At 44.0% G+C, this 26,213-nt stretch carries 25 protein-coding genes; 8 read left to right on the forward strand and 17 right to left on the reverse strand.

All coding sequences use genetic code 11. The features are described from left to right. The first annotated feature begins 7 nt into the window (after positions 1–7). Positions 8–1,123, forward strand: coding sequence for an anhydro-N-acetylmuramic acid kinase (locus ELZ11_RS15230; protein ID WP_137358284.1), 1,116 nt, complete (start codon positions 8–10; stop codon positions 1,121–1,123). Between the two features lie 51 nt (positions 1,124–1,174). After that, positions 1,175–2,101: an N-acetylmuramic acid 6-phosphate etherase gene (murQ, locus tag ELZ11_RS15235; protein WP_137358285.1), complete on the forward strand. Its 927-nt coding sequence runs from the start codon at positions 1,175–1,177 to the stop codon at positions 2,099–2,101. A 55-nt stretch (positions 2,102–2,156) separates the two neighbouring features. Here the strand turns inward: murQ and ELZ11_RS15240 are convergent, their stop codons facing one another. After that, the gene (locus ELZ11_RS15240) at positions 2,157–2,501 is read right to left on the reverse strand and encodes a DUF2799 domain-containing protein (RefSeq protein ID WP_137358286.1); all 345 of its coding nucleotides are present in this window, start codon (positions 2,499–2,501) and stop codon (positions 2,157–2,159) included. 243 nt (positions 2,502–2,744) lie between these two features. Here ELZ11_RS15240 and ELZ11_RS15245 point away from each other — a divergent pair, with 243 nt between their 5' ends. From ELZ11_RS15245 to btsR, 3 genes are all read left to right on the forward strand, one after another. Continuing rightward, the gene (locus tag ELZ11_RS15245; protein ID WP_137358287.1) at positions 2,745–4,241 is read left to right on the forward strand and encodes a carbon starvation CstA family protein; all 1,497 of its coding nucleotides are present in this window, start codon (positions 2,745–2,747) and stop codon (positions 4,239–4,241) included. Positions 4,242–4,450: 209 nt separating this feature from the next. Next, positions 4,451–6,127 (forward strand): sensor histidine kinase, encoded by a 1,677-nt coding sequence (locus ELZ11_RS15250; RefSeq protein WP_137358288.1) that lies wholly within the window; start codon positions 4,451–4,453, stop codon positions 6,125–6,127. 46 nt (positions 6,128–6,173) lie between these two features. After that, positions 6,174–6,905 (forward strand): two-component system response regulator BtsR, encoded by a 732-nt coding sequence (gene btsR, locus ELZ11_RS15255; protein ID WP_137358289.1) that lies wholly within the window; start codon positions 6,174–6,176, stop codon positions 6,903–6,905. A gap of 92 nt (positions 6,906–6,997) precedes the next feature. On the opposite strand, the gene ispH is transcribed toward btsR, so the two are convergent. From ispH to murJ, 6 genes are all read right to left on the reverse strand, one after another. Then, entirely contained in the window at positions 6,998–7,954 is a 957-nt protein-coding gene (gene ispH, locus ELZ11_RS15260) for a 4-hydroxy-3-methylbut-2-enyl diphosphate reductase (RefSeq protein ID WP_137358290.1), read from the reverse strand. A 56-nt stretch (positions 7,955–8,010) separates the two neighbouring features. Next, positions 8,011–8,442, reverse strand: a complete 432-nt coding sequence (gene fkpB / locus ELZ11_RS15265; protein WP_137358291.1) for an FKBP-type peptidyl-prolyl cis-trans isomerase — start codon at positions 8,440–8,442, stop codon at positions 8,011–8,013. 100 nt (positions 8,443–8,542) lie between these two features. Further along, a complete protein-coding gene (lspA, locus tag ELZ11_RS15270) occupies positions 8,543–9,046 on the reverse strand; it encodes a signal peptidase II (RefSeq protein ID WP_137358292.1) in 504 nt (167 codons plus the stop codon). Between the two features lie 12 nt (positions 9,047–9,058). Further along, complete coding sequence (ileS, locus tag ELZ11_RS15275) at positions 9,059–11,899, reverse strand: isoleucine--tRNA ligase (protein ID WP_137358293.1); 2,841 nt, start codon at positions 11,897–11,899, stop codon at positions 9,059–9,061. 63 nt (positions 11,900–11,962) lie between these two features. Continuing rightward, a complete protein-coding gene (gene ribF, locus ELZ11_RS15280; protein WP_137358294.1) occupies positions 11,963–12,898 on the reverse strand; it encodes a bifunctional riboflavin kinase/FAD synthetase in 936 nt (311 codons plus the stop codon). Between the two features lie 70 nt (positions 12,899–12,968). Continuing rightward, entirely contained in the window at positions 12,969–14,531 is a 1,563-nt protein-coding gene (murJ, locus tag ELZ11_RS15285) for a murein biosynthesis integral membrane protein MurJ (protein ID WP_137358472.1), read from the reverse strand. Positions 14,532–14,779: 248 nt separating this feature from the next. Here murJ and rpsT point away from each other — a divergent pair, with 248 nt between their 5' ends. After that, the gene (gene rpsT, locus ELZ11_RS15290) at positions 14,780–15,040 is read left to right on the forward strand and encodes a 30S ribosomal protein S20 (RefSeq protein WP_012603273.1); all 261 of its coding nucleotides are present in this window, start codon (positions 14,780–14,782) and stop codon (positions 15,038–15,040) included. Positions 15,041–15,162: 122 nt separating this feature from the next. Here the strand turns inward: rpsT and ELZ11_RS15295 are convergent, their stop codons facing one another. Together ELZ11_RS15295 and nhaR are read right to left on the reverse strand one after the other, a co-directional pair. Continuing rightward, on the reverse strand, positions 15,163–15,456 hold the full coding sequence (locus tag ELZ11_RS15295; RefSeq protein WP_137358295.1) for an ArsR/SmtB family transcription factor: 294 nt from the start codon (positions 15,454–15,456) through the stop codon (positions 15,163–15,165). Positions 15,457–15,579: 123 nt separating this feature from the next. Further along, a complete protein-coding gene (nhaR, locus tag ELZ11_RS15300) occupies positions 15,580–16,470 on the reverse strand; it encodes a transcriptional activator NhaR (RefSeq protein WP_137358296.1) in 891 nt (296 codons plus the stop codon). Between the two features lie 384 nt (positions 16,471–16,854). On the opposite strand from nhaR, the gene ELZ11_RS15305 reads away from it, so the two are divergent. After that, positions 16,855–18,000 carry a Na/Pi symporter gene (locus ELZ11_RS15305; protein ID WP_137358297.1) on the forward strand — a complete coding sequence of 382 codons (1,146 nt, stop codon included), beginning with the start codon at positions 16,855–16,857 and terminating at the stop codon, positions 17,998–18,000. A gap of 525 nt (positions 18,001–18,525) precedes the next feature. Here ELZ11_RS15305 and ELZ11_RS15310 read toward each other — a convergent pair. Genes ELZ11_RS15310 through rppH form a run of 5 tightly spaced genes read right to left on the reverse strand, consistent with a single transcriptional unit; the run spans position 18,526 to position 23,803 of the window. Next, positions 18,526–19,377, reverse strand: coding sequence for a thymidylate synthase (locus ELZ11_RS15310; protein ID WP_137358298.1), 852 nt, complete (start codon positions 19,375–19,377; stop codon positions 18,526–18,528). Between the two features lie 9 nt (positions 19,378–19,386). After that, complete coding sequence (gene lgt / locus ELZ11_RS15315; RefSeq protein WP_137358299.1) at positions 19,387–20,208, reverse strand: prolipoprotein diacylglyceryl transferase; 822 nt, start codon at positions 20,206–20,208, stop codon at positions 19,387–19,389. 24 nt (positions 20,209–20,232) lie between these two features. Beyond that, positions 20,233–21,024 carry a sulfite exporter TauE/SafE family protein gene (locus ELZ11_RS15320; RefSeq protein ID WP_137358300.1) on the reverse strand — a complete coding sequence of 264 codons (792 nt, stop codon included), beginning with the start codon at positions 21,022–21,024 and terminating at the stop codon, positions 20,233–20,235. A gap of 8 nt (positions 21,025–21,032) precedes the next feature. Next, a complete protein-coding gene (gene ptsP / locus ELZ11_RS15325; RefSeq protein WP_137358301.1) occupies positions 21,033–23,282 on the reverse strand; it encodes a phosphoenolpyruvate--protein phosphotransferase in 2,250 nt (749 codons plus the stop codon). 2 nt (positions 23,283–23,284) lie between these two features. Continuing rightward, on the reverse strand, positions 23,285–23,803 hold the full coding sequence (gene rppH / locus ELZ11_RS15330) for an RNA pyrophosphohydrolase (protein ID WP_167494704.1): 519 nt from the start codon (positions 23,801–23,803) through the stop codon (positions 23,285–23,287). A 615-nt stretch (positions 23,804–24,418) separates the two neighbouring features. Between rppH and mutH the strand changes: the two genes are divergently transcribed. Next, positions 24,419–25,084, forward strand: a complete 666-nt coding sequence (mutH, locus tag ELZ11_RS15335) for a DNA mismatch repair endonuclease MutH (protein WP_137358303.1) — start codon at positions 24,419–24,421, stop codon at positions 25,082–25,084. A gap of 9 nt (positions 25,085–25,093) precedes the next feature. Here the strand turns inward: mutH and ELZ11_RS15340 are convergent, their stop codons facing one another. From ELZ11_RS15340 to ELZ11_RS24030, 3 genes are all read right to left on the reverse strand, one after another. After that, complete coding sequence (locus tag ELZ11_RS15340; protein ID WP_137358304.1) at positions 25,094–25,405, reverse strand: DUF6482 family protein; 312 nt, start codon at positions 25,403–25,405, stop codon at positions 25,094–25,096. A 237-nt stretch (positions 25,406–25,642) separates the two neighbouring features. Further along, positions 25,643–25,894, reverse strand: coding sequence for a DUF1127 domain-containing protein (locus ELZ11_RS15345; RefSeq protein WP_137358305.1), 252 nt, complete (start codon positions 25,892–25,894; stop codon positions 25,643–25,645). Positions 25,895–26,015: 121 nt separating this feature from the next. Next, the gene (locus ELZ11_RS24030) at positions 26,016–26,138 is read right to left on the reverse strand and encodes a hypothetical protein (protein WP_257619113.1); all 123 of its coding nucleotides are present in this window, start codon (positions 26,136–26,138) and stop codon (positions 26,016–26,018) included. Between the last annotated feature and the right edge of the window lie 75 nt (positions 26,139–26,213).

Raw genomic sequence — 26,213 nt, forward strand, 5'->3', positions numbered from 1 at the left:
TTTAGAAATGGATCATAAAGAGCTTTATATCGGAGTGATGTCCGGTACCAGTATGGACGGCGTAGATACAGCGCTTGTCTCCATTGAAGACAATAACCTTCGCTTATTGGCTCATGACGAATTCCCTATGCCTGAAGCACTCAAACAAGCAGTACTTGATGTATGTATTGGCCAGCAAACCGACCTCAAGCAACTCGGTGAGTTAGACCATCAACTAGGTCACCTATTTGCTGATTCGATACTGCAGCTCCTACAAAAATCGCAAACTGACGCTTCAGACATCACCGCTATCGGTTGTCATGGGCAAACCGCCTTCCACCAGCCTGTGGGGGCTTATCCTTTCACCATGCAACTTGGTGATGCCAACATCATCGCCTCAAGAACTGGCATCACTACTGTGGCAGATTTCAGGCGCAAAGACATGGCGTTAGGAGGGCAAGGTGCACCGTTAGTGCCAGCGTTCCACAACACGATTTTTACCGCAGAGAACTCTAGCGTAGTTGTGCTAAATGTTGGTGGGATATCCAATATTTCAGTGCTCAGACCCAATCGAAAAGTACTGGGCTACGACACTGGCCCAGGCAACATGTTAATGGATGCATGGGTGCACAAGCACACCGGAGAAAAGTATGACTGCGATGGCCGTTTCGCGCAGCAAGGCGACGTTAATCAATCATTACTAACAGCCCTACGCAACGATACTTACTTCGATAAACTGCCTCCAAAAAGCACAGGAAGAGAGTTATTTAACCTACCTTGGCTTGAGCAAATCCTCTCGCACTACCCATCCCTTTCCGCTTACGATGTGCAACGTACATTGTGTGAGTTTACTGCACTCACTATTGCTCATGAGTTAGAGCAGTATCGCGAGGGAGAAACGCCGGAACTACTCGTTTGCGGTGGCGGTGCCCAAAACCCATTATTAATGTCTCGCCTAGCCTCACTACTGCCTAAGTGGCAAGTATGCTCGACATCAGATAAAGGCGTAGACAGCGATAACATGGAAGCCATGGCATTTGCGTGGTTAGCCCAAAGAAGAATACATAGCTTGCCTAGCAATTTACCGGAAGTGACAGGCGCCTCTAAGCCAGCTTCCCTTGGTGTTGTGTATTATGCCGATTAACCTTTATCACGAAGAAGAATCCTTCACGATAGAAAAATACAAAGGATACCTATGACCAACGACGCTCTTATTTCAGCTTTGTCTCACCTTGTCTCTGAAGGTCGTAACCCTGAAACCATGGACATCGATCTACTCTCATCACTAGAGATCGTTGAGCGTATGAATCAGCAAGATGCACAAGTCCCTTTAGCTGTTGAAAAAGTGCTCCCTGAAATCGCGCAAGCGGTAGATAAGATCACCGAAGCGTTTAAGCGCGGTGCGCGATTAATCTATATGGGGGCAGGGACTAGCGGACGCTTAGGGGTGTTAGACGCCTCTGAATGCCCACCGACCTTTGGTGTATCGGATCAAATGGTTATAGGCTTAATTGCTGGAGGGCCTGAGGCCATTTTGAAAGCTAAAGAAGGCGCAGAAGACTCCCGAGAGTTAGGAATAGAAGATCTAAAATCGATTAACTTTTCCAAAGACGACGTATTAGTCGGCATCGCTGCCAGCGGTCGAACACCTTATGTGATTGGGGCGTTAGAATATGCCAATGAACTTGGTGCCACCAGCGTAGCGCTTTCCTGTAATCCAGACTCACCGATTGCTGATGTCGCTAAAATTGCTATCAGCCCAGTTGTAGGTCCAGAAGCACTGACAGGCTCCACTCGTTTAAAGTCAGGAACGGCACAAAAGCTCGTACTGAATATGCTGACGACAGCCAGTATGATTCGTATTGGTAAAAGCTATCAGAATTTAATGGTCGACGTGAAAGCCACCAATAAAAAGCTCGTGGCAAGAGCCGCTCGTATTGTGATGCAAGCGACTGACTGTGGCAAAAACCAAGCGGTCTCAGTACTCAAACAAACGGATTATGATGTAAAGCTCGCGATCTTAATGATCTTGACCGATCTTGATCTCACAGCAGCCAAGCAGCAACTAAGCAAACAGTCTGGCTTCTTACGTAAAGCGGTTGAGAACAACCCATCATCATAGCTTTGTCCCAAATAAAATGAGCTTCTGACTCAGAAGCTCATTTTAATTTTAATCTTTAGTTACTGTGCTCATCCCAGCCTCGTTGCCATTCCATACGAAACTTTTGAGCATCCGCAAAACCAGAGCATACTCCTTCGTAATATTGACCCGACAAGCCAATCTGATAAGCGTGGTCTGGGTTACAGTATTCTTCAACGCCCTGCTGATAACCAGTATCGTAACTCGCCTGATCCACAGTGCCGAGCTCCATCATTTCGTTATAAGAACGCTGAGTGTGGCCTTTAATACCATCACGGTAGCCAATTTCTAGCCAATCTCCTTGCTGAGCAAGATCTTGGACGCTAGCACTACAGCCAGAAAGCGCCGCCAATACCAGAAAAGCCGATGTTATTCTTTTCATTTCAGTCCCTTAATTTATTAACTTGGATAGGTTGCCATTAAAACCATGAAATAACCACTAACCTTTCATCGCTCACCACTAACGCTCAACCAGATACCGCTAGCGATTGCTCAAAACCGCTTAAGCGAGAGCAGAACCACTTAACTCGCTATTCGACCACTCACCTGACAAGTGAATGAAGCTTCTCTAACTCTATTCTAGTATGCATCCTGACTTACTCATTTAATTCAGGGATAACAGGTTATGATGTGGTTTCTAACTTGCGTAGCAGCTCTTATTGGTGGCTACTTTCTTTACGGCGCGTTTATCGAAAAAGTATTCGGTATCAACGAAAAGCGCCAAACTCCAGCTATCACTAAGCAAGACGGCGTGGACTACGTTCCAATGTCGACACCAAAAGTATACTTGGTTCAGTTGCTAAACATCGCAGGTGTAGGCCCAATCTTTGGCCCAATCATGGGTGCCCTATACGGCCCGGCAGCAATGCTTTGGATTGTCCTAGGTTGTATCTTCGCGGGTGCGGTGCACGATTACTTCTCTGGAATGCTATCTGTTCGTAATGGCGGAGCATCAGTTCCTACGATTACGGGACGTTACCTAGGCAATGGCGCAAAACATTTTATGAACATCTTTGCCATTGTTCTGTTGCTTCTTGTTGGTGTGGTATTCGTATCAGCGCCTGCGGGCATGATCACTAACCTAGTGAACGATCAAACAGACTTCTCAATGTCTATGACCACTATGGTTGTGATCATCTTTGCTTACTACATCATCGCAACGGTTGTCCCTGTCGATAAAATCATTGGTCGCTTCTACCCGCTGTTCGGTGCCCTGCTTATCTTCATGTCGGTTGGCCTTATCACTGCGATTGGCTTCTCAGACGAGCACCAAATCATGGGCGGCTTTGAGATGAGCGACATGTTCACCAACATGAACCCAAATGACTTACCACTATGGCCTGCTCTATTCATCACTATCGCTTGTGGTGCAATCTCTGGCTTCCACGCTACTCAGTCTCCGCTGATGGCGCGTTGTATGGAAAATGAGAAGAACGGTCGCTTCGTATTTTACGGCGCAATGATTGGTGAAGGCATCATCGCTCTTATCTGGTGTGCACTTGCGCTATCGTTCTTTGGTTCTGTTGAATCTCTAGCGGATGCAGTAGCAAACGGTGGCCCAGGTAACGTGGTATACAGTGCTTCATTTGGCCTACTGGGTGTATTTGGCGGTATCCTTGCTTTCCTAGGTGTGGTTATCCTGCCAATCACTTCTGGTGACACTGCGTTCCGTTCAAGCCGTCTTATCCTTGCTGAATACTTCAACATGGAACAGAAGACACTGCGTAACCGCCTACTGATGGCTCTACCGCTATTCGTTATCGGTGGCATCTTAACTCAAGTGGATTTCGGAATTATCTGGCGCTACTTCGGTTTCGCTAACCAATCAACAGCAGTAATGATGCTGTGGACCGCTTCGGCTTACCTACTTCGTCACAACAAGCTGCACTGGGTAACAACAGTTCCAGCTATCTTTATGACGTCTGTATGTATCACCTTTATCCTGAATAACAGTCAGCTTGGTTTCGGCCTACCAATGCAGCTATCGACCATTATTGGTGTAGTAAGCTCACTGGCTATCGCAGCCTACGTTATCAAGATTTCTAAAGGCAAAGGCGACATCGATTTAGTTGACGGCGAATCAAAAGAAAAAGACACCAAAGCCGTGACAGAAACCGCTTAACTCTTTAACGAGAAAAGCACGCAAACACAACTTCGCTTGCTCCGTTACCGTTCATAACGAGTAATGGAAATACACTAAAGCCCATCCTTTGATGGGCTTTACTATTTGGGCTGGCTAAAGGTTTAGACAAAACGCCATTAAAAACGAGCAAAACTGTCACTCACTCTCAATGCGCTTTACACTAAGTAGACGTCTTTATAGGTGGATCTATGGAACTCATTCTTTCTCTGCTTCAACAAACCTGTGTCTACTTAGTCTTAGCGTACATGCTAAGTAAAACGCCCATTATTCTTCCTCTATTAAGTATTTCTTCGCGTTTAAGCCACAAAATTAGCTGCTACGTCCTGTTCTCTCTATTTTGTATTATGGGCACCTACTTCGGCTTACAGATCAATGACGCGATAGCAAATACACGTGCAATGGGCGCGGTAATGGGGGGCTTATTTGGTGGCCCTGTGGTTGGCTTTGCAGTCGGATTTACAGGCGGGATTCATCGCTATTCATTAGGCGGCTTTACCGATTTAGCGTGCGCAATTTCAACGACAGCCGAAGGTTTAATCGGTGGCTTGCTGCATGTCTACTTAGTGAGGAAGAATAAAGCGAGCCAACTCTTCAACCCATTGGTGGTGTTTTCAGTGACCTTATTTGCTGAAATCATCCAAATGATCATTCTTCTGCTGGTCGCAAAACCATTCGACCAAGCCTATGCGCTCGTCTCTGATATTGCTGCGCCAATGATCATCGCCAACTCTGTGGGTGCGGCATTGTTCATGAGTATCATCCAAGATCGAAAAACTATCTTTGAAAAATATTCAGCAACTTTTTCACGCCGAGCGCTGACGATTGCTGAACGTTCGGTTGGTATCCTTCATGGCGGATTTAATTCAAAAAACGCTCAAAAAATCGTGCGTATTATTTACGAAGAAACCAATGTCGGAGCGGTCGCGATCACTGACAGAGAAAAAATACTCGCCTTTGTCGGAATAGGCGCTGAACACCATATCCCTAACACGCCGATTTCATCGCAAAGCACACTCACTTCGATGGAAAAGAACGACATCATTTATCTCGACGGTAAAGAAAACCCTTATCAATGTTCGCTGTCGCCTGATTGCAAACTTGGCTCAGCGTTAATTATTCCACTGCGAGCGGGGAATGAAGTCGTCGGTACCATTAAACTCTACGAACCCAAACTTAAATTATTCTCGACCATCAATATGTCGATGGCAGAAGGTATTGCACAACTGCTATCCAGTCAGATCTTATTCAGTAACTATCAGCAACAGCAAACCTTACTCACCCAAGCAGAGATCAAGCTGCTGCATGCGCAAGTGAACCCACATTTCTTGTTTAATGCGCTCAATACTATCAGTGCGGTAACCCGTCGAGACCCAGACAAAGCGCGCTCTCTGATTCAACACTTATCGCACTTCTTCAGAAGTAACCTGAAACAGAACATCAACACCGTCAAACTGAAAGACGAACTGGCCCACGTCAATGCCTACCTCACTATAGAGAAAGCGAGATTCACCGATAGGTTAGAAATAGAATGGGACATCGACAATCAACTTTATGAAGCAGAGCTACCAAGCTTTACACTTCAGCCACTGGTAGAGAATGCGATTAAACACGGGATCTCCAACTTAATCGAAGGTGGCAAAGTCAAAATCTATAGTCGAATCGAAAAAGGCCAACACACCATCACAGTGGAAGACAACGCTGGCAGCTACCAAGAGCCAAACAAAGACCATGTAGGTCTAGGGATGGAAATTGTAAATAAGCGACTTACGAACTTTTTTGGCCAAGATTCAGCATTAAAAATAGAATCTCAACCGCAGCAATTTACACGAATGAGCTTTATCATTCCTATAGGGAAGCAACTATAGTGGAACAGAGACACAGCATGAATAACCAGCGTTGCAAGGTTGAACAATGTTAAAAGCATTAGTGGTAGACGACGAGTTATTTGCTCGCGAAGAGCTAATTGAACTGCTGACAGAAACTGGTGAAGTGGACGTCATCGGCCAAGCCAGTAACGCCATTGAAGGGCTAAAACAGATTAACCTTCTAAAGCCAGATGTCGTTTACCTAGACATTCAAATGCCACAAGTGACCGGTATTGAATTGCTGAGTATGCTCGACCCTGAAACCATGCCTTATGTTGTATTTGTAACGGCCTACGATCAATACGCTATCCAAGCCTTTGAAGACAATGCCTTCGACTACTTGCTTAAACCCGTAGAACCGTCTCGACTCAAGAAAAGTGTTTCAAGGCTGAATAAAGTCGTAGTGCAAAGCCAAGCAACACCCGTTCAAAATATCGATTCTATTGCCCCGAGTCACTTAGAACAAATCCCATGTATTGGGCATAATCGCATTGTGATCATGGCAAGCCAAACAGTCGAATGTGCTTATTCTGATATTAGTGGTGTCCACGTGCGTAGCCCTTCTCTTACCGCCAGTTCACAGCTTACGCTCAAAGTACTGGAAGAAAAAACCGATTTGATTCGATGCCATAGGCAGTACCTAATAAACATCAAATCGATACAGGAAATTAAGCTACTCGAAAACGGCTTAGCTGAAATCGTTACCTTAACGGGGTTTGAAGTCCCGGTAAGTAGGCGTTATCTCAAAACGCTAAAAGAACAACTTGGTATTCAATAGAGAATGACGTCCTTTCTGACGACTACTCAACTTTCACCATTGATCAAAAAAGCCAACCTCTCGGTTGGCTTTGATATTTAGTGCAATTGAACTTACTCAACCTGTTTAATCTGTAACTCACGTGGCACTTCAAAGAACATGTTTTCTTCACGGCCCTGAATTTCTTCAACGTCACTCGCACCTAACTCACGAATACGATCGAGAATCTGATTCACCAACTCTTCCGGAGCAGACGCACCAGCTGTAACGCCAATTTTCTTTTTGCCTTCAACCCAGGCACTTTGGATATCTTCAGGGCAATCCGTTAAATAACCTGGAGTACCAAGTTTCTCAGCTAGCTCTTTCAAACGTGTTGAGTTCGACGAGTTCTTAGAACCAACCACAATCACAACGTCAACGTCGTTTGCCATCTCACGCACCGCGTCTTGACGGTTTTGTGTCGCATAGCAAATGTCGTCTTTACGTGGACCTTGGATCTCAGGGAAAACACGGCGTAGCTCTTCAATTACATCTGCTGTTTCATCAACAGACAGCGTCGTTTGGCTCACATAGTGCAGGTTAGTTGGATCGTTCACCACTAAGTTTTGTACGTCTTCAGGCTTCTCAACCAAGTACATACCACCTGTTTGGCTCGCGTATTGACCCATAGTACCTTCAACTTCAGGGTGACCTGCGTGACCAATCAAGACCACTTCCATATTTTTACGGCTTGCACGAGCCACTTCCATATGAACTTTTGTCACCAACGGACAAGTCGCATCAAATACCGTTAGATCACGCTCTTTCGCTTCTTGTCGCACCGCTTGTGATACACCATGAGCCGAGAAGATCACGATGTTATCGTCTGGAACTTCATTTAGCTCTTCAACAAAGATAGCGCCTCGTTGCTTCAGACCTTCCACCACAAAACGATTATGCACGACTTCATGGCGCACATAGATTGGTGGTTGGTACATTTCTAATGCACGCTCAACGATGCTGATCGCGCGATCAACACCAGCACAAAAACCGCGAGGGTTTGCTAACAGTATTTTCATTTCGTTGCTCATGAGCCAAAAATAATTCTTATGGAGTTCCAATAACTCGTTTGTATTCTACCGTGAGGCTACTCTACCGCTAGAATATCTACATCAAATGTTACATCTTGCCCAGCAAGTGGGTGATTGAAATCAACGGTCACTGAGTCGCCCGCGATTTCTGTAATGATACCCGGAATTTCAGCGCCATCAGGGCCGCTAAATGCCATGATAGTACCCACTTCCACTTCTGCATCACCGACAAACTTCGCTCTATCCATATGATGGATATGATCTGGGTTTGGCATACCAAACGCATCTTGCGCTTTCAATTCAATCGACTTTTGAGTGCCTGCTTCAAGGCCTAATAGGCATTGCTCAAAGTTATCACTCAAGCTGCCATCACCCATGATGAACTTAGCAGGTTTACCCATATTTTGCGTGCTGTCAGCAACCGAACCATCTTTCATTTTAATTGTGAAATGTAGAGTCACAGCAGAATCGTTTTTTATTATTGTCACGTTATTGCTTCCATCAATAAGGGGATTAGGGTCTTTCTAACAAAAAGCGCTACCCGAATCAACGGACAGCGCTTAGGGTTATATATAATTTGTAGTGCGATTAGTTGCTTTCATCTTTCTTTCGGAAACCATCAAGAATGATCATTGCCGCGCCAATGCAAATAGCAGTATCTGCAAGATTGAAAGCTGGCCAATGATAGTCACCCCAAAAGAAATCAAGGTAATCAACAACAAAGCCGTGTACCACACGGTCAAACACATTGCCTACTGCACCACCAATGATGAGAGCATAAGCAATATTGTTCCACTTTTCTGTCGCAGGCAGTTTGCTCATCCAGTACGTCAACATACCGGTGACGACAAACGCAATACCCGAAAATAACCAACGCTGCCAACCAGCTTGATCACTTAAAAAGCTGAAAGCGGCTCCATAGTTATGAACATAAAGGAAATTGAAGAATGGCAACACCTCAATGCGGTTTGCCCAACCATATCCCATGTTATCCATGACAAAGAGCTTAATGCTAATGTCCGCAATAAAGATAAGGAACGCCAGCCATAGCCAGCGAACCCCAGATTGCTTAAGAGAAAATGTATTACTCATAGCAATCCTTTCTTATGCGAATTGACGAACTTCGCCTTCGCCATCAACGTTAGAAACACAACGGCCACACACTTTCTCGTGACCTTCAATTGTGCCTACGTCAGGCGTGTGGTGCCAACAACGGTCACATTTCTCAGCTTCTGTTGCTGCAACTTCAACGAATAGACCTTCAACGTCTGTCGCTTGAGCCGCATCAGACTTCTCGCTCAGTGGCTTAACAACCGCAGCAGAAGTGATCAGTACGAAACGTAGCTCATCTTCTAGCTTGTTGATCTTAGCCGCTAGTGCGTCGTCAGCGTATAGCGTAACTTCAGCTTGCAGTGCACCACCGATTGTTTTCTCTTTACGAGCGTCTTCAAGAAGCTTGTTCACAGCACCACGAACCGTTTGAATTTCAGCCCAGAATTCGTTGCTTAGCTCTTCGCCTTCAGCAAGACCGAATAGGCCTTCGAACCATTCGCCAGTAAACACAAACTTGTCACGAGCGCCAGGCATCTCGTTCCAGATTTCATCGGCAGTGAACGACATGATAGGTGCCATCCAACGAACTAGAGCTTCTACGATGTAGTAAAGCGCAGTCTGACAGCTACGTTGAGCATGGCTGCCCTGTTTTGCTGTGTACTGACGGTCTTTGATTACGTCTAGGTAGAAAGAACCCATTTCGATAGAACAGAACTGCATTAGACGCTGAGTTACACCGTGAGTGTTGTACTCGCCATATGCTTTCACGATCTCTTCTTGTGCAGCTTGAGCACGGCCAACAGCCCAGCGATCAAGTGCAACCATCTCTTCAGCAGGCACTAAATCAGTTTCAGGATTGAAACCACTTAGGTTCGCTAGGAAGAAACGAGCTGTGTTACGAATACGACGGTAAGCATCAGCAGAACGCTTCAGGATTTCATCAGAAACCGCTACTTCACCCGTGTAGTCGGTAGAAGCAACCCATAGACGTAGGATATCTGCGCCTAGTTTGTTGGTTACGTCTTTAGGAGCAACAACGTTACCGATAGATTTAGACATCTTACGGCCGTTACCATCTACTACGAAACCGTGCGTTAGCACTTGCTTGTATGGTGCTTCGTCTTTCATCGCGATAGATGAAATTAGCGAAGACTGGAACCAACCACGGTGTTGGTCAGAACCTTCAAGGTAAAGATCTGCACTGTTACCGTTGTACTCTTCACGAGAGTCAACAACAGAGAAGTGCGTAACGCCTGAATCGAACCATACATCTAGCGTATCTAGCACTTTTTCGTACTTGTCTGCGTCTTCAGCGCCCATTAGGTCTGCTGCGTCTACATCCCACCAAGCTTGAATGCCTTTCTCTTCAACTAGCTTCGCTACTTTTTCGATTAGCTCAGAGCTATCTGGGTGAAGTTCTGACGTTTCTTTATGAACGAACAGAGCAATTGGCACACCCCAAGTACGTTGACGAGAGATACACCACTCAGGACGACCTTCGATCATACCTTCGATACGGCTTTGACCCCACTCAGGCATCCACTCAACATTCTTTGTTGACTCTAGTGCTTTTGCACGTAGGCCTGCTTGATCCATAGAGATGAACCACTGTGGTGTTGCACGGAAGATGATTGGAGTTTTGTGTCTCCAACAGTGTGGGTAGCTGTGCTCGTAAGCGTGGTGATGCAGAAGCGCCCCTTTCTCTTTTAGAACTTCTAATACAGAGTCGTTCGCTTTAAATACGTGCTGACCAGCAAATAACTCGGTATCTGGCAGGTAAACGCCGTTAGAGCCTACTGGGTTAGCGATTTCTAGGTTGTATTTCTTACCAACCACGAAATCTTCTTGACCGTGACCAGGAGCAGTGTGAACTACACCAGTACCAGAATCAGTCGTAACATGGTCGCCAAGAACGGCAGGAACTGTAAAATCGTAGAACGGGTGGTTGAACTGAGAAAGCTCAAGATCAGCACCAGTTGCAAAACCTAGGTTGTGGAAGTGCTCGATACCAGCACGATCCATTACGTCTTTTGCTAGTTCAGAAGCAACAACGATACGTTGAGCAGGCTGATCGCCATTCGCTTCAACTTGGATAAGTACGTATTCAAGATCATCACGTAGACATACCGCGCGGTTAGCAGGCAGAGTCCATGGCGTTGTTGTCCAGATAACAATTGAAATATCACCTTCACCAGCATGACCGTCAGCTAGAGTAAACTTCTCTAGCAATGCTGCTTCATCAGCTGCAGTAAATTTCACATCGATAGATGGAGATACTTTATCTTTGTATTCAACTTCAGCTTCAGCCAGAGCAGAACCACAGTCAGTACACCAGTGAACTGGTTTAAAACCTTTAAGAAGGTGACCTTTGTCTGCGATTTTGCCTAGAGAACGAATGATGTTCGCTTCTGTGCCGAAATCCATAGTGCGGTAAGGTTTGTCCCACTCGCCCATGATACCAAGACGTTTGAAGCTCTCTTTTTGACCTTCAACTTGGCCCGCAGCGTACTTACGACACTCTTCGCGGAATTCAGCAGCCGAAATCTTCTGACCTGGCTTACCTTTCTTCTTCTCAACCATTAGCTCGATTGGAAGACCGTGACAGTCCCAACCTGGGATGTACGGTGCATCAAAACCAGAAAGGGTCTTAGATTTAATAATAATGTCTTTAAGAATCTTATTCAGCGCGTGGCCAATGTGAATGTCGCCGTTCGCGTATGGAGGGCCATCATGCAGTACGAAAGATTTTTTACCTTTCTTTGCCTTACGGATTTCGCCGTAAAGATCTTCTTTGTACCAACGCTTAAGCATTTCTGGCTCACGATTTGCCAGATTGCCGCGCATTGGAAACCCTGTTTCAGGTAAGTTCAGGGTATCTTTATAATCACTCATCGATTCTTAATTCCGTTATATTGGGCGAAGTTAGACATTATGTTAATCGGTGGAATCATCCGATTAATTCTTTAGCTGACGCAGCCACACCCTTGCTGCTTCAGCATCCAATTCTATTTGACTCTTAAGTGCATCGAACGATTCAAATTTCTTTTCGTCGCGCAGCTTATGTAAAAGTATCACTTCTAACTGTTTACCATATAAATTGGCTTTAAAGTCAAAAAAGTGCACTTCTAACTGTTGTCTGACACCATTTACCGTCGGGCGTTGGCCGATATTCGCCACACCGCCGACTTCACAACCGTCTAAATCCAACACTTGGACTACATAAACGCCTGAAACTGGTGAAACACAACGTTTTAAGGGGATATTCGCTGTAGGAAAACCTATCGTTCTACCTAATTTACGGCCATGGGAAACACGGCCGCTAATGCTGTAATCACGCCCTAACATTTTGGCACTAGATGCTAATTCATCTTTAGCTAGTGCATTTCGAATTTCAGTGCTGCTGACTCGTAACTGATTCAAGCAAAAGCTTTGCGTGCTGACCACTTCAAAACCATACTTTTTACCAGCTTGTTGAAGCATAGAAAAGTTACCTGTGCGACCCTTGCCAAAACAAAAATCATCGCCAACCACTAAGAACTTAACTCCTAGCTTGTTAACCAATAACTCTTCAATAAACGCTTCAGCGGTTAAGCTTGCAAAATGCGCATTGAAATTCACACACAATAAACGGTCGATATCCAGCTTGCTAAGTTGAACAAATTTATCACGCAAGCGTGTTAAACGAGCCGGAGCTTTATCTTTCGCAAATAATTCCATGGGTTGAGGTTCAAACGTCATCACCACAGAAGGCAAGTTTAATTGCTCTGCTTGATGGGACACTTGATTCAGCACTTCTTGGTGTCCTAAGTGAACGCCATCGAAGTTACCTATGGTCAATACACAGCCATTATGCTGCGCTTTTATATTGTGAATGCCTCGGATCAGTTCCATTGTTACCAGCTAAAACCTGTAATTTGCATCATTTATTGTGTGAAACCGACGGATTATATACTAATCAGTATTAATCTGTCGCTGCTTTTAAATGTTTTACACGGACACCCAATGCCAACACGGTAATGACATACGCAACCGCGCCTAAACCAATCAATCCAGTCAGCATGATAGCTCGATGGCTAAAGCTCCAAGTCAGCCACTGTTCCATATGTTCAAGTTGCCATAAAATTGCACCAACCATCACCCCACCAGCAATGATCAACTTAGCACTGAATAGTAAGGTAGTTTTCGTTAAGTGGTACACACCCGCAATATGTAAACCGCGATAAAGTAGCGCCATGTTTACAAAGGCCGACAAGGCTGTCGCTATCGCTAAACCAACGTAACCATAGAAATAAGCAAAGATAGCGTTAAACACCATGTTAGTGACCATCGCGATAATGCCGTACTTCACTGGAGTTTTCGTATCTTGACGAGAGTAGTAGCCAGGAGCCAATACTTTAATCAGCATAAAGTTAAGTAGGCCCGACGCATAAGCCACTAATGACATCGATGCCTGTTGTACATCGTGTGGAGAAAACTCACCGCGCATGAAGAGCACCATCAACATCGGTTTGGCCAATACAATCAAACCTAGCATTGCTGGAATGCCTAATAACAGCACCATACGAACGCCCCAATCCATGGTATGGGCAAACCCTTCACCTTGAGCATCGACGTGTTTACGAGATAAAGCTGGCAAGATAACGGTCGCGATGGCAATACCGAACAATCCCAGAGGAAACTCCAGCAATCGGTCTGAGTAATACAACCAGCTAATAGAGCCCGTTGCTAAGAAGCTAGCAATAAAGGTATCGAACAATAAGTTTATCTGACTAACCGACACACCAAATAAAGCAGGGATCATCAAAGTACGGATTTTTACGACGCCAGGATCTCTCCAGCCCCATTTAGGTTTAACCAATACCCCTTCTTTAATAAGGAAAGGTAATTGAAATAAGAATTGGACCAAGCCGCCAAGAAACACACCAATTGCCAAACCAATTTCGGGCTGTTCCAGATTAGGAGCAATAAACCAAGCAGAGCCGATGATCATCACGTTCAGAAATACCGGTGTGAATGAAGAGACCGCAAATTTGCCTAGCGTATTTAAAATGGCCCCTGAGAGCGCGACAAAAGTAATGAACCATAAATAAGGAAAGGTAATTTTGAGCATCAAACTGGCGAGCTCAAATTTACCTGCTGATGGACCATCATTTAACCAGTCAATGAACCAGCCTGCACCAAAAAGCGCAGTGATCACCCCAGAACCGATCACGCCGAACAAAGTAACAATCGAAACTAAGACGCCCAATGTACCCGACACTCGTGCGATTAACTCTCTGGTTTTATCTTTATCACCTTCTGCGTGATATTCAGTCAATACCGGAACGAATGCTTGAGAAAACGCCCCTTCCGCAAATAACCGACGAAGAAAATTAGGAATTTTATTGGCAAAGAAAAAAACATCGGCACTTGCCCCTGCCCCCATAAGATTAGCCACGACAACGTCGCGCACTAGCCCTAACACACGAGAAACAAAAGTCATTGCACTGACTATCATCCCTGACTTTAAGAGTCGCTTACTCACAAAAACCTCTGACGCTGGTTGATGAGTTACCAATAAGATCATACGATCCATCTTTGGCAATCATATTTATTAGCATTGGTCTAAAAATGCTGTTAGAATCCCCGCCATCTTAACCGTGATGACTCTCCAATCCAAAGTTTGTTTGGTTTAGGTGGGTTTTTGCACAAATCATTTGACAATTAAGCGCTAATGAGGGATAGTCCTCGCCCTTAAATTGTCACCGAACTAAGTTTTTGGGAGTTAGACCCTTGGCAAACAGTAAATCTGCTAAGAAGCGCGCTATCCAAGCTGAGAAACGTCGCCAGCACAACGCTAGCCGTCGTTCTATGATGCGCACTTACATGAAAAAAACTATTGCAGCTATCGAAGCTGGCAATAAAGAAGCTGCAACTGCTGCTCTTGTAGAAGTTACACCACTTCTAGACCGTATGGCGACTAAAGGCCTTATTCATAAGAATAAAGCTGCTCGTCATAAGTCTCGTTTCGCTGCAGCAATCAAAGCTCTTTAATAGAGTCGCGATTACACAGTGAACAAAAAAACCGGCCTTGGCCGGTTTTTTTATATCTAAAATTCGTTGCTGAATTAACTGCCCATCAATATGAGCAGTCTATTTAGTGATATCAAACACTGTTATTTGCAGTAAAGCCCGTGAAGTAGCTCTATCATGGCTTTCACTTCATCGCTACTCAATGTGTAATATACCGTTTGAGCTTCTTTACGAGTTTCAACCAGCCCATCACGACGTAGCCATGCCAAATGCTGAGATAAAGCAGACTGGCTCAATTCTAATTTTCCACACAACTCCCCGACTGATAACTCAGTATTGTGCAGTAAACATAAAATCTGCAAACGTCTCTCATTTGCCATTGCCTTTAATAAAACAACCGCTTGAGCAGAGTTCTGCTCCATTTCCTTTAAATTCATTTGTTGGCCCCCTTTATTACCACTCATTTCACCAACCGCAGCTTTATAGCAATGCTAAATAACTCTACTACTTAGGATTCTTTTTCCTGATAGTAATCGATTTGTTACCTTTGATAAAAGATCTCATTCAAACAATTGACTAAAGTCTGCATCACATACGTTTTTTACTGCTGGATGTTGAATCATCCGCTCAGCAAAAATTACATAATATTCTTCTTTTAGTTCATCGATATGACCGATAAGTTGTAGGGAGGTATCTTTCCCAACTTCTGACATATATAAAGTGGGAGCGAGGAAAATAACATCGGGGTGGTAGCGGGCGAACGCTTTCATCAGAGCAGCATCGTCAAACTCACCAAGAATATCCGGCTGTAGCCCTTGTCTATCAAACCATTGCAGTACTTTTCGTCCCATGGAGGTTCGACTGCCAGGGATAAGCAGTTTTCTTTCATTGAGTACCGCAGGGAAACTTACATCCTCAACACTACCTGAACAGAAGAAACTCATGCTGCTCTCACCCAACTTCTTACTGAATAAGCCGGGTATTTTCCCCGAATCTACTGGGCAGTCCGATAAGATCATATCAAGCTTATGTTGAGATAACTGCTCAAGTAACATTTCATGGGTCGATTCAAAACAGCGTAGGTGAATACTGTTATCTGGTGGCACAGTCGACATTAACACTTTACTGACCAAACGCTTAGACAACGCATCCGCCACCCCTACATCAAACAAAATATTGGAGTGCTGACTGTAATTCACGATATCGAGCATTTCATAACTCAGTCCGAACATGCGATCAGCATATTTAAAGACAAGTTGCCCCAACTCAGTTGGCTCTACACTACGGCCATTCCGCTTTGTCAGCTTGCCATCCATTCGCTCTTCAAGCGCTTTAATTTGCCCCGTTACCGTTTGAGGAGTCAGAAATAGAGCATCGGCCGCTTTAGTCACAGAGCCTTGTTTGCACACCATCCAGAAATAATAGAGGTGGTTATAATTTAAGTGGGACATGACAATCTTCAGGTTAAAGTTTTAAGGTTTGTTATAGCAAATATGTCACCCCGCCTCAAACACATCGGTAAATACTACATAAAACAACAAAAACATCGAAAATTACGAACATTTAATTTTCACAATGTCATATTAATAACGAAAAAAGTAAAAAAAGTAGAAAATTCTTTTTCCTAGCCCCGTTTAAAACACCCCTAAATAGCAAATTAAAACAATAACTTACACACTCACCATTTAATCTCCAGATAACTTAGCGTCGATTAATCACAAAAATATCAGAGCTACATGAAAATGTAATATTACTGAAATATTTCCCCTCTAACATCACGCTCAGATTAACTAACAGACCAAACTCAGACTTAAACGGTCCACGGAGAAAACATTATGAACCAAGCTACAACTGCAGCAGCGCCAATTTCGAGCACTACTCGTTGGCTACGCTGGGCTAACTTGGCATTCATGCTTTACCTACTACTTCTTGCAGTTTCTATGGTAGGTACAGGCTTTAAATGGGCAACAGGCGAACAAGCAAAAGTACTATTCGAATTTGCTTCTCATCCTGTAGCTGGCTTAATGATCGGCTTAGTGGCAACAGCACTTATCCAATCATCAAGTACAGTAACTTCTATTATCGTTGGCTTAGTGGCTGGTGGTTTACCGGTTGAAATGGCTATCCCTATGATTATGGGTGCTAACATCGGTACAACAGTAACCAACACTCTAGTAAGCCTTGGTCACGTACGTTGTAAAGATGAATTTAAGCGAGCGTTTGCAAGTGCCACGATTCACGACTTCTTCAACTTGTTAGCTGTAGCAATTTTCCTACCGCTAGAAATGATGTTTGGTATTTTAGAGAAGATTTCACACTGGTTAGTATCTCCAATGCTAGCAACAGGTGACATGAGCATTAAAGGCTTGAACTTCATTAAACCAATCACGAAACCAGTAGTAAGCGCAATTAAAGAGCCTCTAGCTACATTTGGCGACACCATGGGTGGTGTAATGCTTATCGTACTTGGTATCGCGACTATCTTCGTTGCTATCACTGTGATGGGTAAACTAATGAAGAGCCTAATGGTTGGCCGCGCACGTGAAATCCTAAAGAATGCAATTGGTCGTGGTCCACTTCACGGTATCGCTTCAGGTTCAATCGTAACGGTACTGGTTCAGTCTTCATCTACAACGACTAGCTTAATGGTTCCACTAGTAGGTTCAGGTGTTCTTAAAGTACGTGACGTTTACCCGTTCACTCTAGGTGCTAACATCGGTACGTGTATCACAGCACTACTAGCAGCGACAGCGGTATCAGGTGAGTTCGCGGTATTTGCCCTGCAAATTGCTCTAGTTCACCTAGTGTTCAACATCATGGCAACAGTATTCATCTTTGGTATTCCGTTCCTACGTGAACTACCAGTTAAAGCAGCTGACATGATTTCTGATATGGCTGTGAAGAATAAGTCTGTAGTAGCGGGTTACCTAATCGCAGTATTCCTAGTACTACCTGGCTCTATCCTAGCGCTAACTGCTTAAGACGAAGTCCACTAGATAACGAAAGCCCGCAACATGAGTTGCGGGCTTTTTTGTTATCCGAAGAAGTAAAATATCAGGCTCGCAGGCAACACGGCTTTCTTCTCTCACCGCATCTATCTCGTCACTCTACGTTTTCCTCACCTCACACCAACCATTCGACACATAAGCACTCAATAAGAGCTCTAGCGTACTTACTTTTCAGTTTAACGCTCTGAACTCACATACGAGAGTCATGTGTATGTGTAACTCAGGAACTAGTTTCTCTCAACGCACCTATCAAGCAGTGGGGTTTACGCTATTATCTAAAACTCAGGATGAAGACAAACTCGTACGACAAGCATCCCTCCTCGTTTAGCATCTATTCAAAGTAAATATTCAGATACAGGGAACTGGTAAACACTTAAAGATTTCTAAGCTCCAATGCCACGCACCACTTTGTTCTCTTAATGATTCGCCTCTCCCCTAAAAACAGATATAAAAAAGGCTGCACAATGGCAGCCTTTCAAATAACTTTTGAGATAACGTTTATACCGAGAATGGATACTTAATCGCTTCGTGGCATTCGTAACCTTCCACCCAAAAATCATCCAACGTTACCCATGTCTCTAAATCCTCAAGCGACTTGATCTCTGGATTCATATGGAAAGTCGCTGGCGCTAGAGGCTCACGCTTAAGCTGAATATCACGCATCGGAGCCAACTGGTCTTCATAGATATGAGCATTCACTAGTTTGTGATACGCAACGCCAGGCTTCCTGCCCGTAATCTGAGCCATGATCGCAAGGAACACATACACTTGAACCATATTGAAGTTTAAACCTAGCGGAACGTCGCATGAACGTTGCGTGCTATTCAAATACAGGGTATCGCCTAACAACGAGAAGTGGTGGCTATACATACACGGACGCAAGCACCCCATATGAAATTCACCAGGGTTGTAGAAATTTAAAATCTCGCCGCGATCATCTACACCACGAGTTAAATCATCTACAATTTTTTTCAATTGATCGATATGACCGCCATCAGGCTTCGCCCACGCTCGACCTTGAACCCCATAAACACGGCCCATATCATCTTCACCTTTACGGTAAGTGTTATTTAGCCATGCTTCGTTTAGGTTTGCATTTGCATCCCATGTTTTAGTGCCAAGCTTACGAAAATCTTCAGCATTATCATAACCGCGAATATAGCCCAGCAGCTCTGCTACTGCTGCTTTCCAGAAGCTTTTACGAGTCGTCACAAGTGGGAACTGGTTATTGCCAACGTCGTAGGTTAGGTCTGCATTGATCACCGTCAGGCAACGCTTGCCTGTGCGTTCGTTTTCAACCCACGTACCTTCATCAACAATACGCTGACAGAGTTCTAAATACTGCTTCACACCAATTCCTTACTTCGTTTGTTTTGGTAGTTCATCTTTGTAGTGACCGCGCTTATACGCCCAAACCACCATCAATGCGCCGATGATAACCATTGGCAGCGATAGGATTTGTCCCATAGAGATGAATCCGCCAAACAAGCCAAGGTGAGCATCAGGTTCACGCACGTATTCTACAAGGAAACGGAATGTTCCGTAACCCGCAAGGAACAAACCAGATACCGCACCAAGTGGACGTGGCTTCTTAATAAACCAGTTCAAAATGAAGAACAGCACTATACCTTCTAACGCCATCTCATAAAGTTGAGATGGGTGGCGTGGTAGAGGACCGCCATTTGGGAACACGATCCCCCAAGGCACATCTGTCACTCGTCCCCATAACTCACTGTTCATGAAGTTTCCTAGGCGGCCCATGCCTAAACCAAATGGAACTAAAGGGGCAATAAAATCAGCCACACCAAAAAACGTTCTGCCATTTTTCTTCGCATACCAGAACATAGCGGTAATTACGCCAAGCAGTCCGCCATGGAAAGACATTCCACCGGTCCATACTTTAAACAAGTACAGCGGATCGGCTAAGAACAAATCAAAGTTATAGAAAAGCACGTAACCGACGCGCCCACCAACAACTACGCCAAGAAAGCCCGCGAAAAGTAAATCTGACACTTGCTCACGTGTCCAGCCACTGTTTGCTTTATCTGCTCGGCGGTTCGCCAACCATAACGCAAACATAAATCCGACTAGATACATCAAACCGTACCAGCGAACAGAAATTGGTCCTAACTCGATTAGGACAGGATCAATATTGGGAAATTCAATCAAACCCGAAGACATAGTTTGCTCTCTATCAAAATAAACTTACAGCAGCATAGTGCCTGCAATAAAAACTAAAAATACAGCGAAGATTTTCTTCAATATAGGAGTGGGTAATTGGGTGGCTAACCTAGCACCAATTTTGGTCGTAAGAACTGACGCACAGGAAATGGCTAATAACGCAGGTAGATACACATAACCAACACTGTAATCTGGCAAGTGCCCTACTGAACTTCCGTGCCATATGAAGCCAATCATGCCAGATACGGCAATCACACTTCCGCAAACCGATGAAGATCCAACGGCTTTACGCATCTCAATGCCATGATGATTCAAAAACGGAACCGACAACGATCCGCCACCAATGCCAGCAAGGCTAGAAACAACGCCTATGCCACTGCCACATAGCATAGTCACTCCTGAGCTTGGCATATTTTTTTGCGAAACCTTTTTGATGGATAACAGCATCTGGACCGCCAATACCAGCACAATGGTGCCAAATACCTTTGGTAAATACTGAGCAGGAATCGCATCAGCGATAAACGAACCTAAAAATCCACCGACTACGACACCCGGCATTAGCCATTTAATGACAAACACATCGACATTTCCTAGCTTCAAGTGATTTAAGGCTGATGAACCAGAGGTCACTATGATGGTAGATAAAGAGGTCGCCAGCGCCATTTGCATTGCAATGTCAGCAGAAATACCCGCCTTAGGAAGTAAAAAGAGTAACGCCGGAACAATCAGTAAACCGCCCCCAATACCTAACAAACCCGCTAAAACGCCAATAACCGCGCCCAACATTACGAGTAGGCTAATTAGTTCAAAGTTCACATTGTTTCCTATTTTTTACCTGCACGTATAAACCCAGAGAAGCCTCGCTCATCAAGGTATTCCAGCATCATACTATAGATATCATTGCCGTAAGGTTGCGATAATGCCTTATGTGCAAGTTTTTGTAACTCTTCATGAGTGGATTGGCGAATCAAATATTTAATTCTCGCCACATTGGAGGTGTTCATACTCAACGTATCGTAACCCAAACCGACTAACAGTAATGCTCCAATGGGATCACCAGCAAGCTCACCACAAATACAGACAGGCAAAGAATATTGCTTACACGTATCAAAGATTTGCTTCAACGCCATGATCACCGCAGGGTGCATAGACTCATAGACATTCGCAACACGCGAATTGTTCCTGTCCACTGCTAATAAATATTGTGTTAAGTCATTAGTACCAACCGAAACAAAATCGACTTTGTCGGCAATGAGAGGTAGTAAGTACAACATTGACGGAACTTCGATCATAATACCGATTCTCGGCATTCTGACTCTATCATCAAGCAAGCTGACTTCAGCATAAGCTTGCTCAATCAACTGAATAGCATCATCTAACTCTTGAGCACCAGATATCATCGGTAGCAAAATACTCAAATTGTTATGCTCGCAGCTGGCCCTCAGCATGGCTCGAAGCTGAACAATAAAGATATCGGGGTGATCTAACGTAAAGCGGATCCCGCGCCAACCAAGGAATGGGTTATCTTCTTCAATTGGTAAATAAGGTAAAGCTTTGTCACCACCGACATCAAGAGTACGCATGACCACTTGCTTATTAGGGTAACTTTCAAGAACAGAGCGATACTGTTTCACTTGCTCATCTTCAGAAGGGAATCGATGCTGAAGCAAGAAAGAGATTTCGGTTCGATATAGCCCAACACCATCAACGCCTTGGTTAATCGCTATATTAGTGTCGGCACTTAAACCTGCATTGAGTAATACTTCTATATTGCGACCATCTTCAGTCACTGCGGGTTCAAACAAATCTTTGTTAACCATCAAAGAGAGTTCTGTCTCTTCAATCACTAACTCGCCATACTCACGCAACAAGTTGTCACTCGGTGCGATAAACACTTCGCCGCTGTAACCATCAACAATAGCTTGCTTACGGTTAATGTGCTCAAGGTTTAGATTGAGCCCCATTACCGCAGGAATACCAAGAGCACGAGATAGAATGGCAGCGTGAGAGTTCGCAGCCCCTTCCAACGAAATCACCGCTAATAGCTTTTCTTTGGGGATAGATGCTAAGACAGAAGCCGTCAGCTCTCGAACGACCAGAATGATCGGCTCTTCAATAGTACGAACTTCTTGTTCGGTATTATGGAGGAAATACAGCAAACGCTGACCTAACTCCCGAACGTCTTGTGCCCTTTCTCTTAAGTACACATCAGACATACGCGCAAAACGGTTCGAATAAGTTTCGACAACCTGTCTTAATGCCCAATCAGCACGGTCACCTTTTTGAATTTGAGCTTTTAGATCGTTACGTAGCATAGGATCATTCAGCAAGTGCGTGAATAAATCGAAAATCGCTAGCGCATCTTTATTAATATCACTGTCTAAACGCTTACGCATGCGTCGGAAGTCATTTAAAGCACTTTCGATAGCAACAGCCAATAACTCCTGCTCACGATCAACATTGACGGTAGAAGCCGGATAGACATCCGTTAGTTCAGGTTGAGTGTTATCCCACCACAGCTCACCAATTGCTACACCAGACGAAGCCGCAATGCCTTTAGTTGATGGAGTGTCCTGCTCTTCCAGCAGCCAATGACCTTGAGTTTGCGCATGTGCAATGATCACCGCAAGCTGAGCGGCAAGTGTTACTAAGAAAGATTCTTCCATCTCACTAAACAGTCGAGGCGATTTTTGTTGGATAACCAACACACCTAAAACTTGTTTACGATGGATAATGGGGGTGCCAAGAAAAGAGTGGTAAATTTCTTCCCCTAGTTCAGGAAAGAATTTGAAATTTGGGTGGTTAGAAACTTCTGCTAGATTGATAGGCTCAGCGCTACGTTTGACTAGACCAACCAAGCCTTCTTGGTAATCAATATGAATACTGTCGCCTTGAAAAGTCAGGCCTTGAGTTGCCATTAACTCAAGGCGCTGCATTTCATCATTGGCTAAATACACGGTGCAACATTCAGTCTGCATCGCGCCACATGTCTCTTTAACCAGAATGTCTAATGCCGAGTGAACATCTTCTACTCTAGATACGTGTTCAACTATTTCCCTTAGTTGACTGAGCATGTTTACCCTCTACGTTGTTTACGCTTTCCTTTTGCCTTTCGTTCTTTAAAAGGCATAGCCAAAGAAGCAAACTCTTTCATAGCACGACGATAAACGTCACGCTTAAAAGAAACGACTTGTCGAACTGGGTACCAGTAACTCACCCAGCGCCAACCATCAAATTCAGGCGTACTTCCACGCTGCATATTAATTCGCGATTCATCGCAGTCTAAGCGTAAAAGAAACCACTTCTGTTTTTGTCCAATACAGACAGGTTTGGAATCCCAACGAACCAACCGCTTAGGTAACTTATATCGTAACCAATGACGACTCGTCGCAACGATCTTCACATCCTTTTTTGTAAGGCCAACCTCTTCATATAACTCGCGGTACATAGCTTGTTCCGGAGTTTCACCTTCATCGATCCCCCCTTGCGGGAATTGCCATGAATGTTGCCCGTATCGTTTAGCCCAGAAGACCTGACCATGGTTGTTACAGATTACAATACCAACATTTAATCGGTAACCATCGCCATCTATCACTGGCCAACCTCTATTTAAATTTTTAATTACACTGATTTTTCCACATATCCCCAACCGGAGCAAACTTAGTGATGTGATTAAACCGAGATTTATCGTTTTTGCCGCAACTTTGGATAAGTTTTGCTCAGAAAATAGTTATCAACAAAAGAGTGAGACACAGCCCACATTTATTCACCTTTTCTGTGAATAACTATGTGCAGAATTCCATCTCAATTATCAAAGTTAACAATAGCAAGAGACTTACTCGATCTTAGAACAACAACACAAAAACACAAAACCATTAAAAAACAATAAATTAAAAGCAAAGGAATAGTGAAAATGTAGCTCACAACATTGCTTGATCATCACAAAACACAGATCGGTCAAAGATCAACCACAAGGTTCTTTATCCACACTAAAGTGGTCTTGTTTCATTTTTAGAGATTTTATTCAAGTATTTATTGGCCTGTATTATACTGTTTATTCATACATGAACATTTAAATACATTCAATTTCTACCGCTCCCTGTGGATAACCTCTTATTTGATCAATTTACCTCCAGCAAGATCATTTCTTCACCAGTCTCCTTTTCTCAGTAGTTCTGGTAAAATCGCCTTTTTCTCCCTGTAGATCTATATGAAACAAGAACCTCAATCTGAAGCCGAGCTGTTAGAACGCGCACATACTATTGCGGGTATGACCTTCAAAGAACTAGCGGATGAAGCGGGTATGGATGTCCCGCCAGACTTAAAACGTGACAAAGGTTGGGTTGGACAGCTGTTGGAGTGGCACCTTGGCGCGCCTGCTGGTAGCAAACCTGAACAAGACTTTGCAAACTTGGGGATTGAGCTAAAAAGTATTCCAATAAGCTATACAGGAAAACCTCTAGAAACGACGTTTGTATGCGTTGCGCCTTTAATTGGTGTACAAGGTCTTACGTGGGAAACCAGCCATGTCCGTAACAAGCTTTCAAAAGTGCTGTGGATTCCGGTTGAAGGCGAAAGAGAAATCCCATTAGCCGAAAGACATGTAGGATCTCCATTGCTATGGATCCCAAATCAAGAAGAAGAGCAGATTCTCAAAAATGATTGGGAAGAGTTAATGGAATTGATTGTTCTAGGCAACGTCGAACAAATCACTGCAAGACACGGAGAAGCACTGCACTTAAGGCCAAAAGCAGCGAATAGTCGAGTACTAACTGAAGCCTATGGCGCGAGTGGTAAGCCTATAAAAACCCTTCCAAGGGGCTTCTATTTAAGAACTCAATTCACAGGAAAGATCCTGACTCAGAATTACGCCTAGCTTTCTCAATTAGTGTGTGGTGAGCGAAAGTTCTATATCGCAATAAGGTTGTACTGGCGACTCACCAAATTCATCATACGCGTTATGTAATCGTAAGTACGCTTTCTTGATCCCAAGTCGAAGTAGCTCTTCTTTCACTTTATCCAGTGAGTTGTAATGAAGTGGCTCATCGTCTTCTTTTACGGGCTCCAACTTGTGCTTGTATTCCACTGCTAATAAATATTCAGATACGTCAGAGCAACCAATCACATAAACTTTAGGTGGGATGTATGAGTCTTTGTGGTGGCCATGTAACCACATATCAAGCTGATGTTTTTGCATATATGAACTCCAAATCTTGTCTTAAAGCTTAGTAAAAGTAGTTCAATTCGCTAGGAATTAACATCATATTAACATATATAATTCTGTTTGATAGCTTAATCTATTCAGAGTAAAGGCAGAAAGCGGGATGCTCTCTGCCTTTTACCTTAATCAATTCAAATTCCAATCTACGAAATCGACACCATAATTGATATCAGGCGTTGGTAAGGGGCCAAATGGTATTACAAGCCCCAAATATTACGTTGGTATTCGAGCGCTTAAAACACGGCGTAGATGACGAACTCGACGTTCGGCTTTAACGGCTTCAGGCTCTGAAAAACCAACTGGACGACCATCACTTTCTAAGCCGATATCTCTTAGTAAATGAGCATTGTTCCACGGTAAATCATAGGCGCTTCGGCGTAACTTTCGTTGCCATGCTTTTTCTTCACGACGTAAGTCGGCACGAACTAATACTGTAGCTAATTTTAGATAAATAGAATGACGCATAATGTTTCTCCAGTTAAAAAGATTACTGGGAAAAATGGCGTTTCATGTAAGGAATATAGAGAGGTGATTCTTCTCTTATTCGGCTGCCATTTTTCCGCAGCCAAATAAGGTTACGGATCAATTAGATAGGTTTATCTTGTGAGTTTCGATCGGCCATTACACTGGTGGTAGGCATAGCCGCTACCATATGAGTGCGAGATACGTTCGATGCGCAAATATGCTGAATAAAATCAAAAGTTTTCATTTTGCGCCTCCAAGCTAACTAATAAATCCAAAAATTGAGGGGTGTTTCCGCAGCGAGATTACTGCTTTCACGGTT

Source organism: Vibrio profundi (assembly GCF_005281835.1).
GTDB classification, from domain to species: domain Bacteria; phylum Pseudomonadota; class Gammaproteobacteria; order Enterobacterales; family Vibrionaceae; genus Vibrio; species Vibrio profundi.

Bases quoted from the DNA above. Each gene is read 5' to 3' on its own strand.
- ELZ11_RS15230 (WP_137358284.1), top strand. From the start codon at position 8: ATGGATCATAAAGAGCTTTATATCGGAGTGATGTCCGGTACCAGTATG.
- murQ (WP_137358285.1), top strand. From the start codon at position 1,175: ATGACCAACGACGCTCTTATTTCAGCTTTGTCTCACCTTGTCTCTGAA.
- ELZ11_RS15240 (WP_137358286.1), bottom strand. From the start codon at position 2,501: ATGAAAAGAATAACATCGGCTTTTCTGGTATTGGCGGCGCTTTCTGGC.
- ELZ11_RS15245 (WP_137358287.1), top strand. From the start codon at position 2,745: ATGATGTGGTTTCTAACTTGCGTAGCAGCTCTTATTGGTGGCTACTTT.
- ELZ11_RS15250 (WP_137358288.1), top strand. From the start codon at position 4,451: ATGGAACTCATTCTTTCTCTGCTTCAACAAACCTGTGTCTACTTAGTC.
- btsR (WP_137358289.1), top strand. From the start codon at position 6,174: ATGTTAAAAGCATTAGTGGTAGACGACGAGTTATTTGCTCGCGAAGAG.
- ispH (WP_137358290.1), bottom strand. From the start codon at position 7,954: ATGAGCAACGAAATGAAAATACTGTTAGCAAACCCTCGCGGTTTTTGT.
- lspA (WP_137358292.1), bottom strand. From the start codon at position 9,046: ATGAGTAATACATTTTCTCTTAAGCAATCTGGGGTTCGCTGGCTATGG.
- ileS (WP_137358293.1), bottom strand. From the start codon at position 11,899: ATGAGTGATTATAAAGATACCCTGAACTTACCTGAAACAGGGTTTCCA.
- ribF (WP_137358294.1), bottom strand. From the start codon at position 12,898: ATGGAACTGATCCGAGGCATTCACAATATAAAAGCGCAGCATAATGGC.
- ELZ11_RS15295 (WP_137358295.1), bottom strand. From the start codon at position 15,456: ATGAATTTAAAGGAAATGGAGCAGAACTCTGCTCAAGCGGTTGTTTTA.
- nhaR (WP_137358296.1), bottom strand. From the start codon at position 16,470: ATGTCCCACTTAAATTATAACCACCTCTATTATTTCTGGATGGTGTGC.
- ELZ11_RS15305 (WP_137358297.1), top strand. From the start codon at position 16,855: ATGAACCAAGCTACAACTGCAGCAGCGCCAATTTCGAGCACTACTCGT.
- lgt (WP_137358299.1), bottom strand. From the start codon at position 20,208: ATGTCTTCGGGTTTGATTGAATTTCCCAATATTGATCCTGTCCTAATC.
- ptsP (WP_137358301.1), bottom strand. From the start codon at position 23,282: ATGCTCAGTCAACTAAGGGAAATAGTTGAACACGTATCTAGAGTAGAA.
- mutH (WP_137358303.1), top strand. From the start codon at position 24,419: ATGAAACAAGAACCTCAATCTGAAGCCGAGCTGTTAGAACGCGCACAT.
- ELZ11_RS15340 (WP_137358304.1), bottom strand. From the start codon at position 25,405: ATGCAAAAACATCAGCTTGATATGTGGTTACATGGCCACCACAAAGAC.
- ELZ11_RS15345 (WP_137358305.1), bottom strand. From the start codon at position 25,894: ATGCGTCATTCTATTTATCTAAAATTAGCTACAGTATTAGTTCGTGCC.
- ELZ11_RS24030 (WP_257619113.1), bottom strand. From the start codon at position 26,138: ATGAAAACTTTTGATTTTATTCAGCATATTTGCGCATCGAACGTATCT.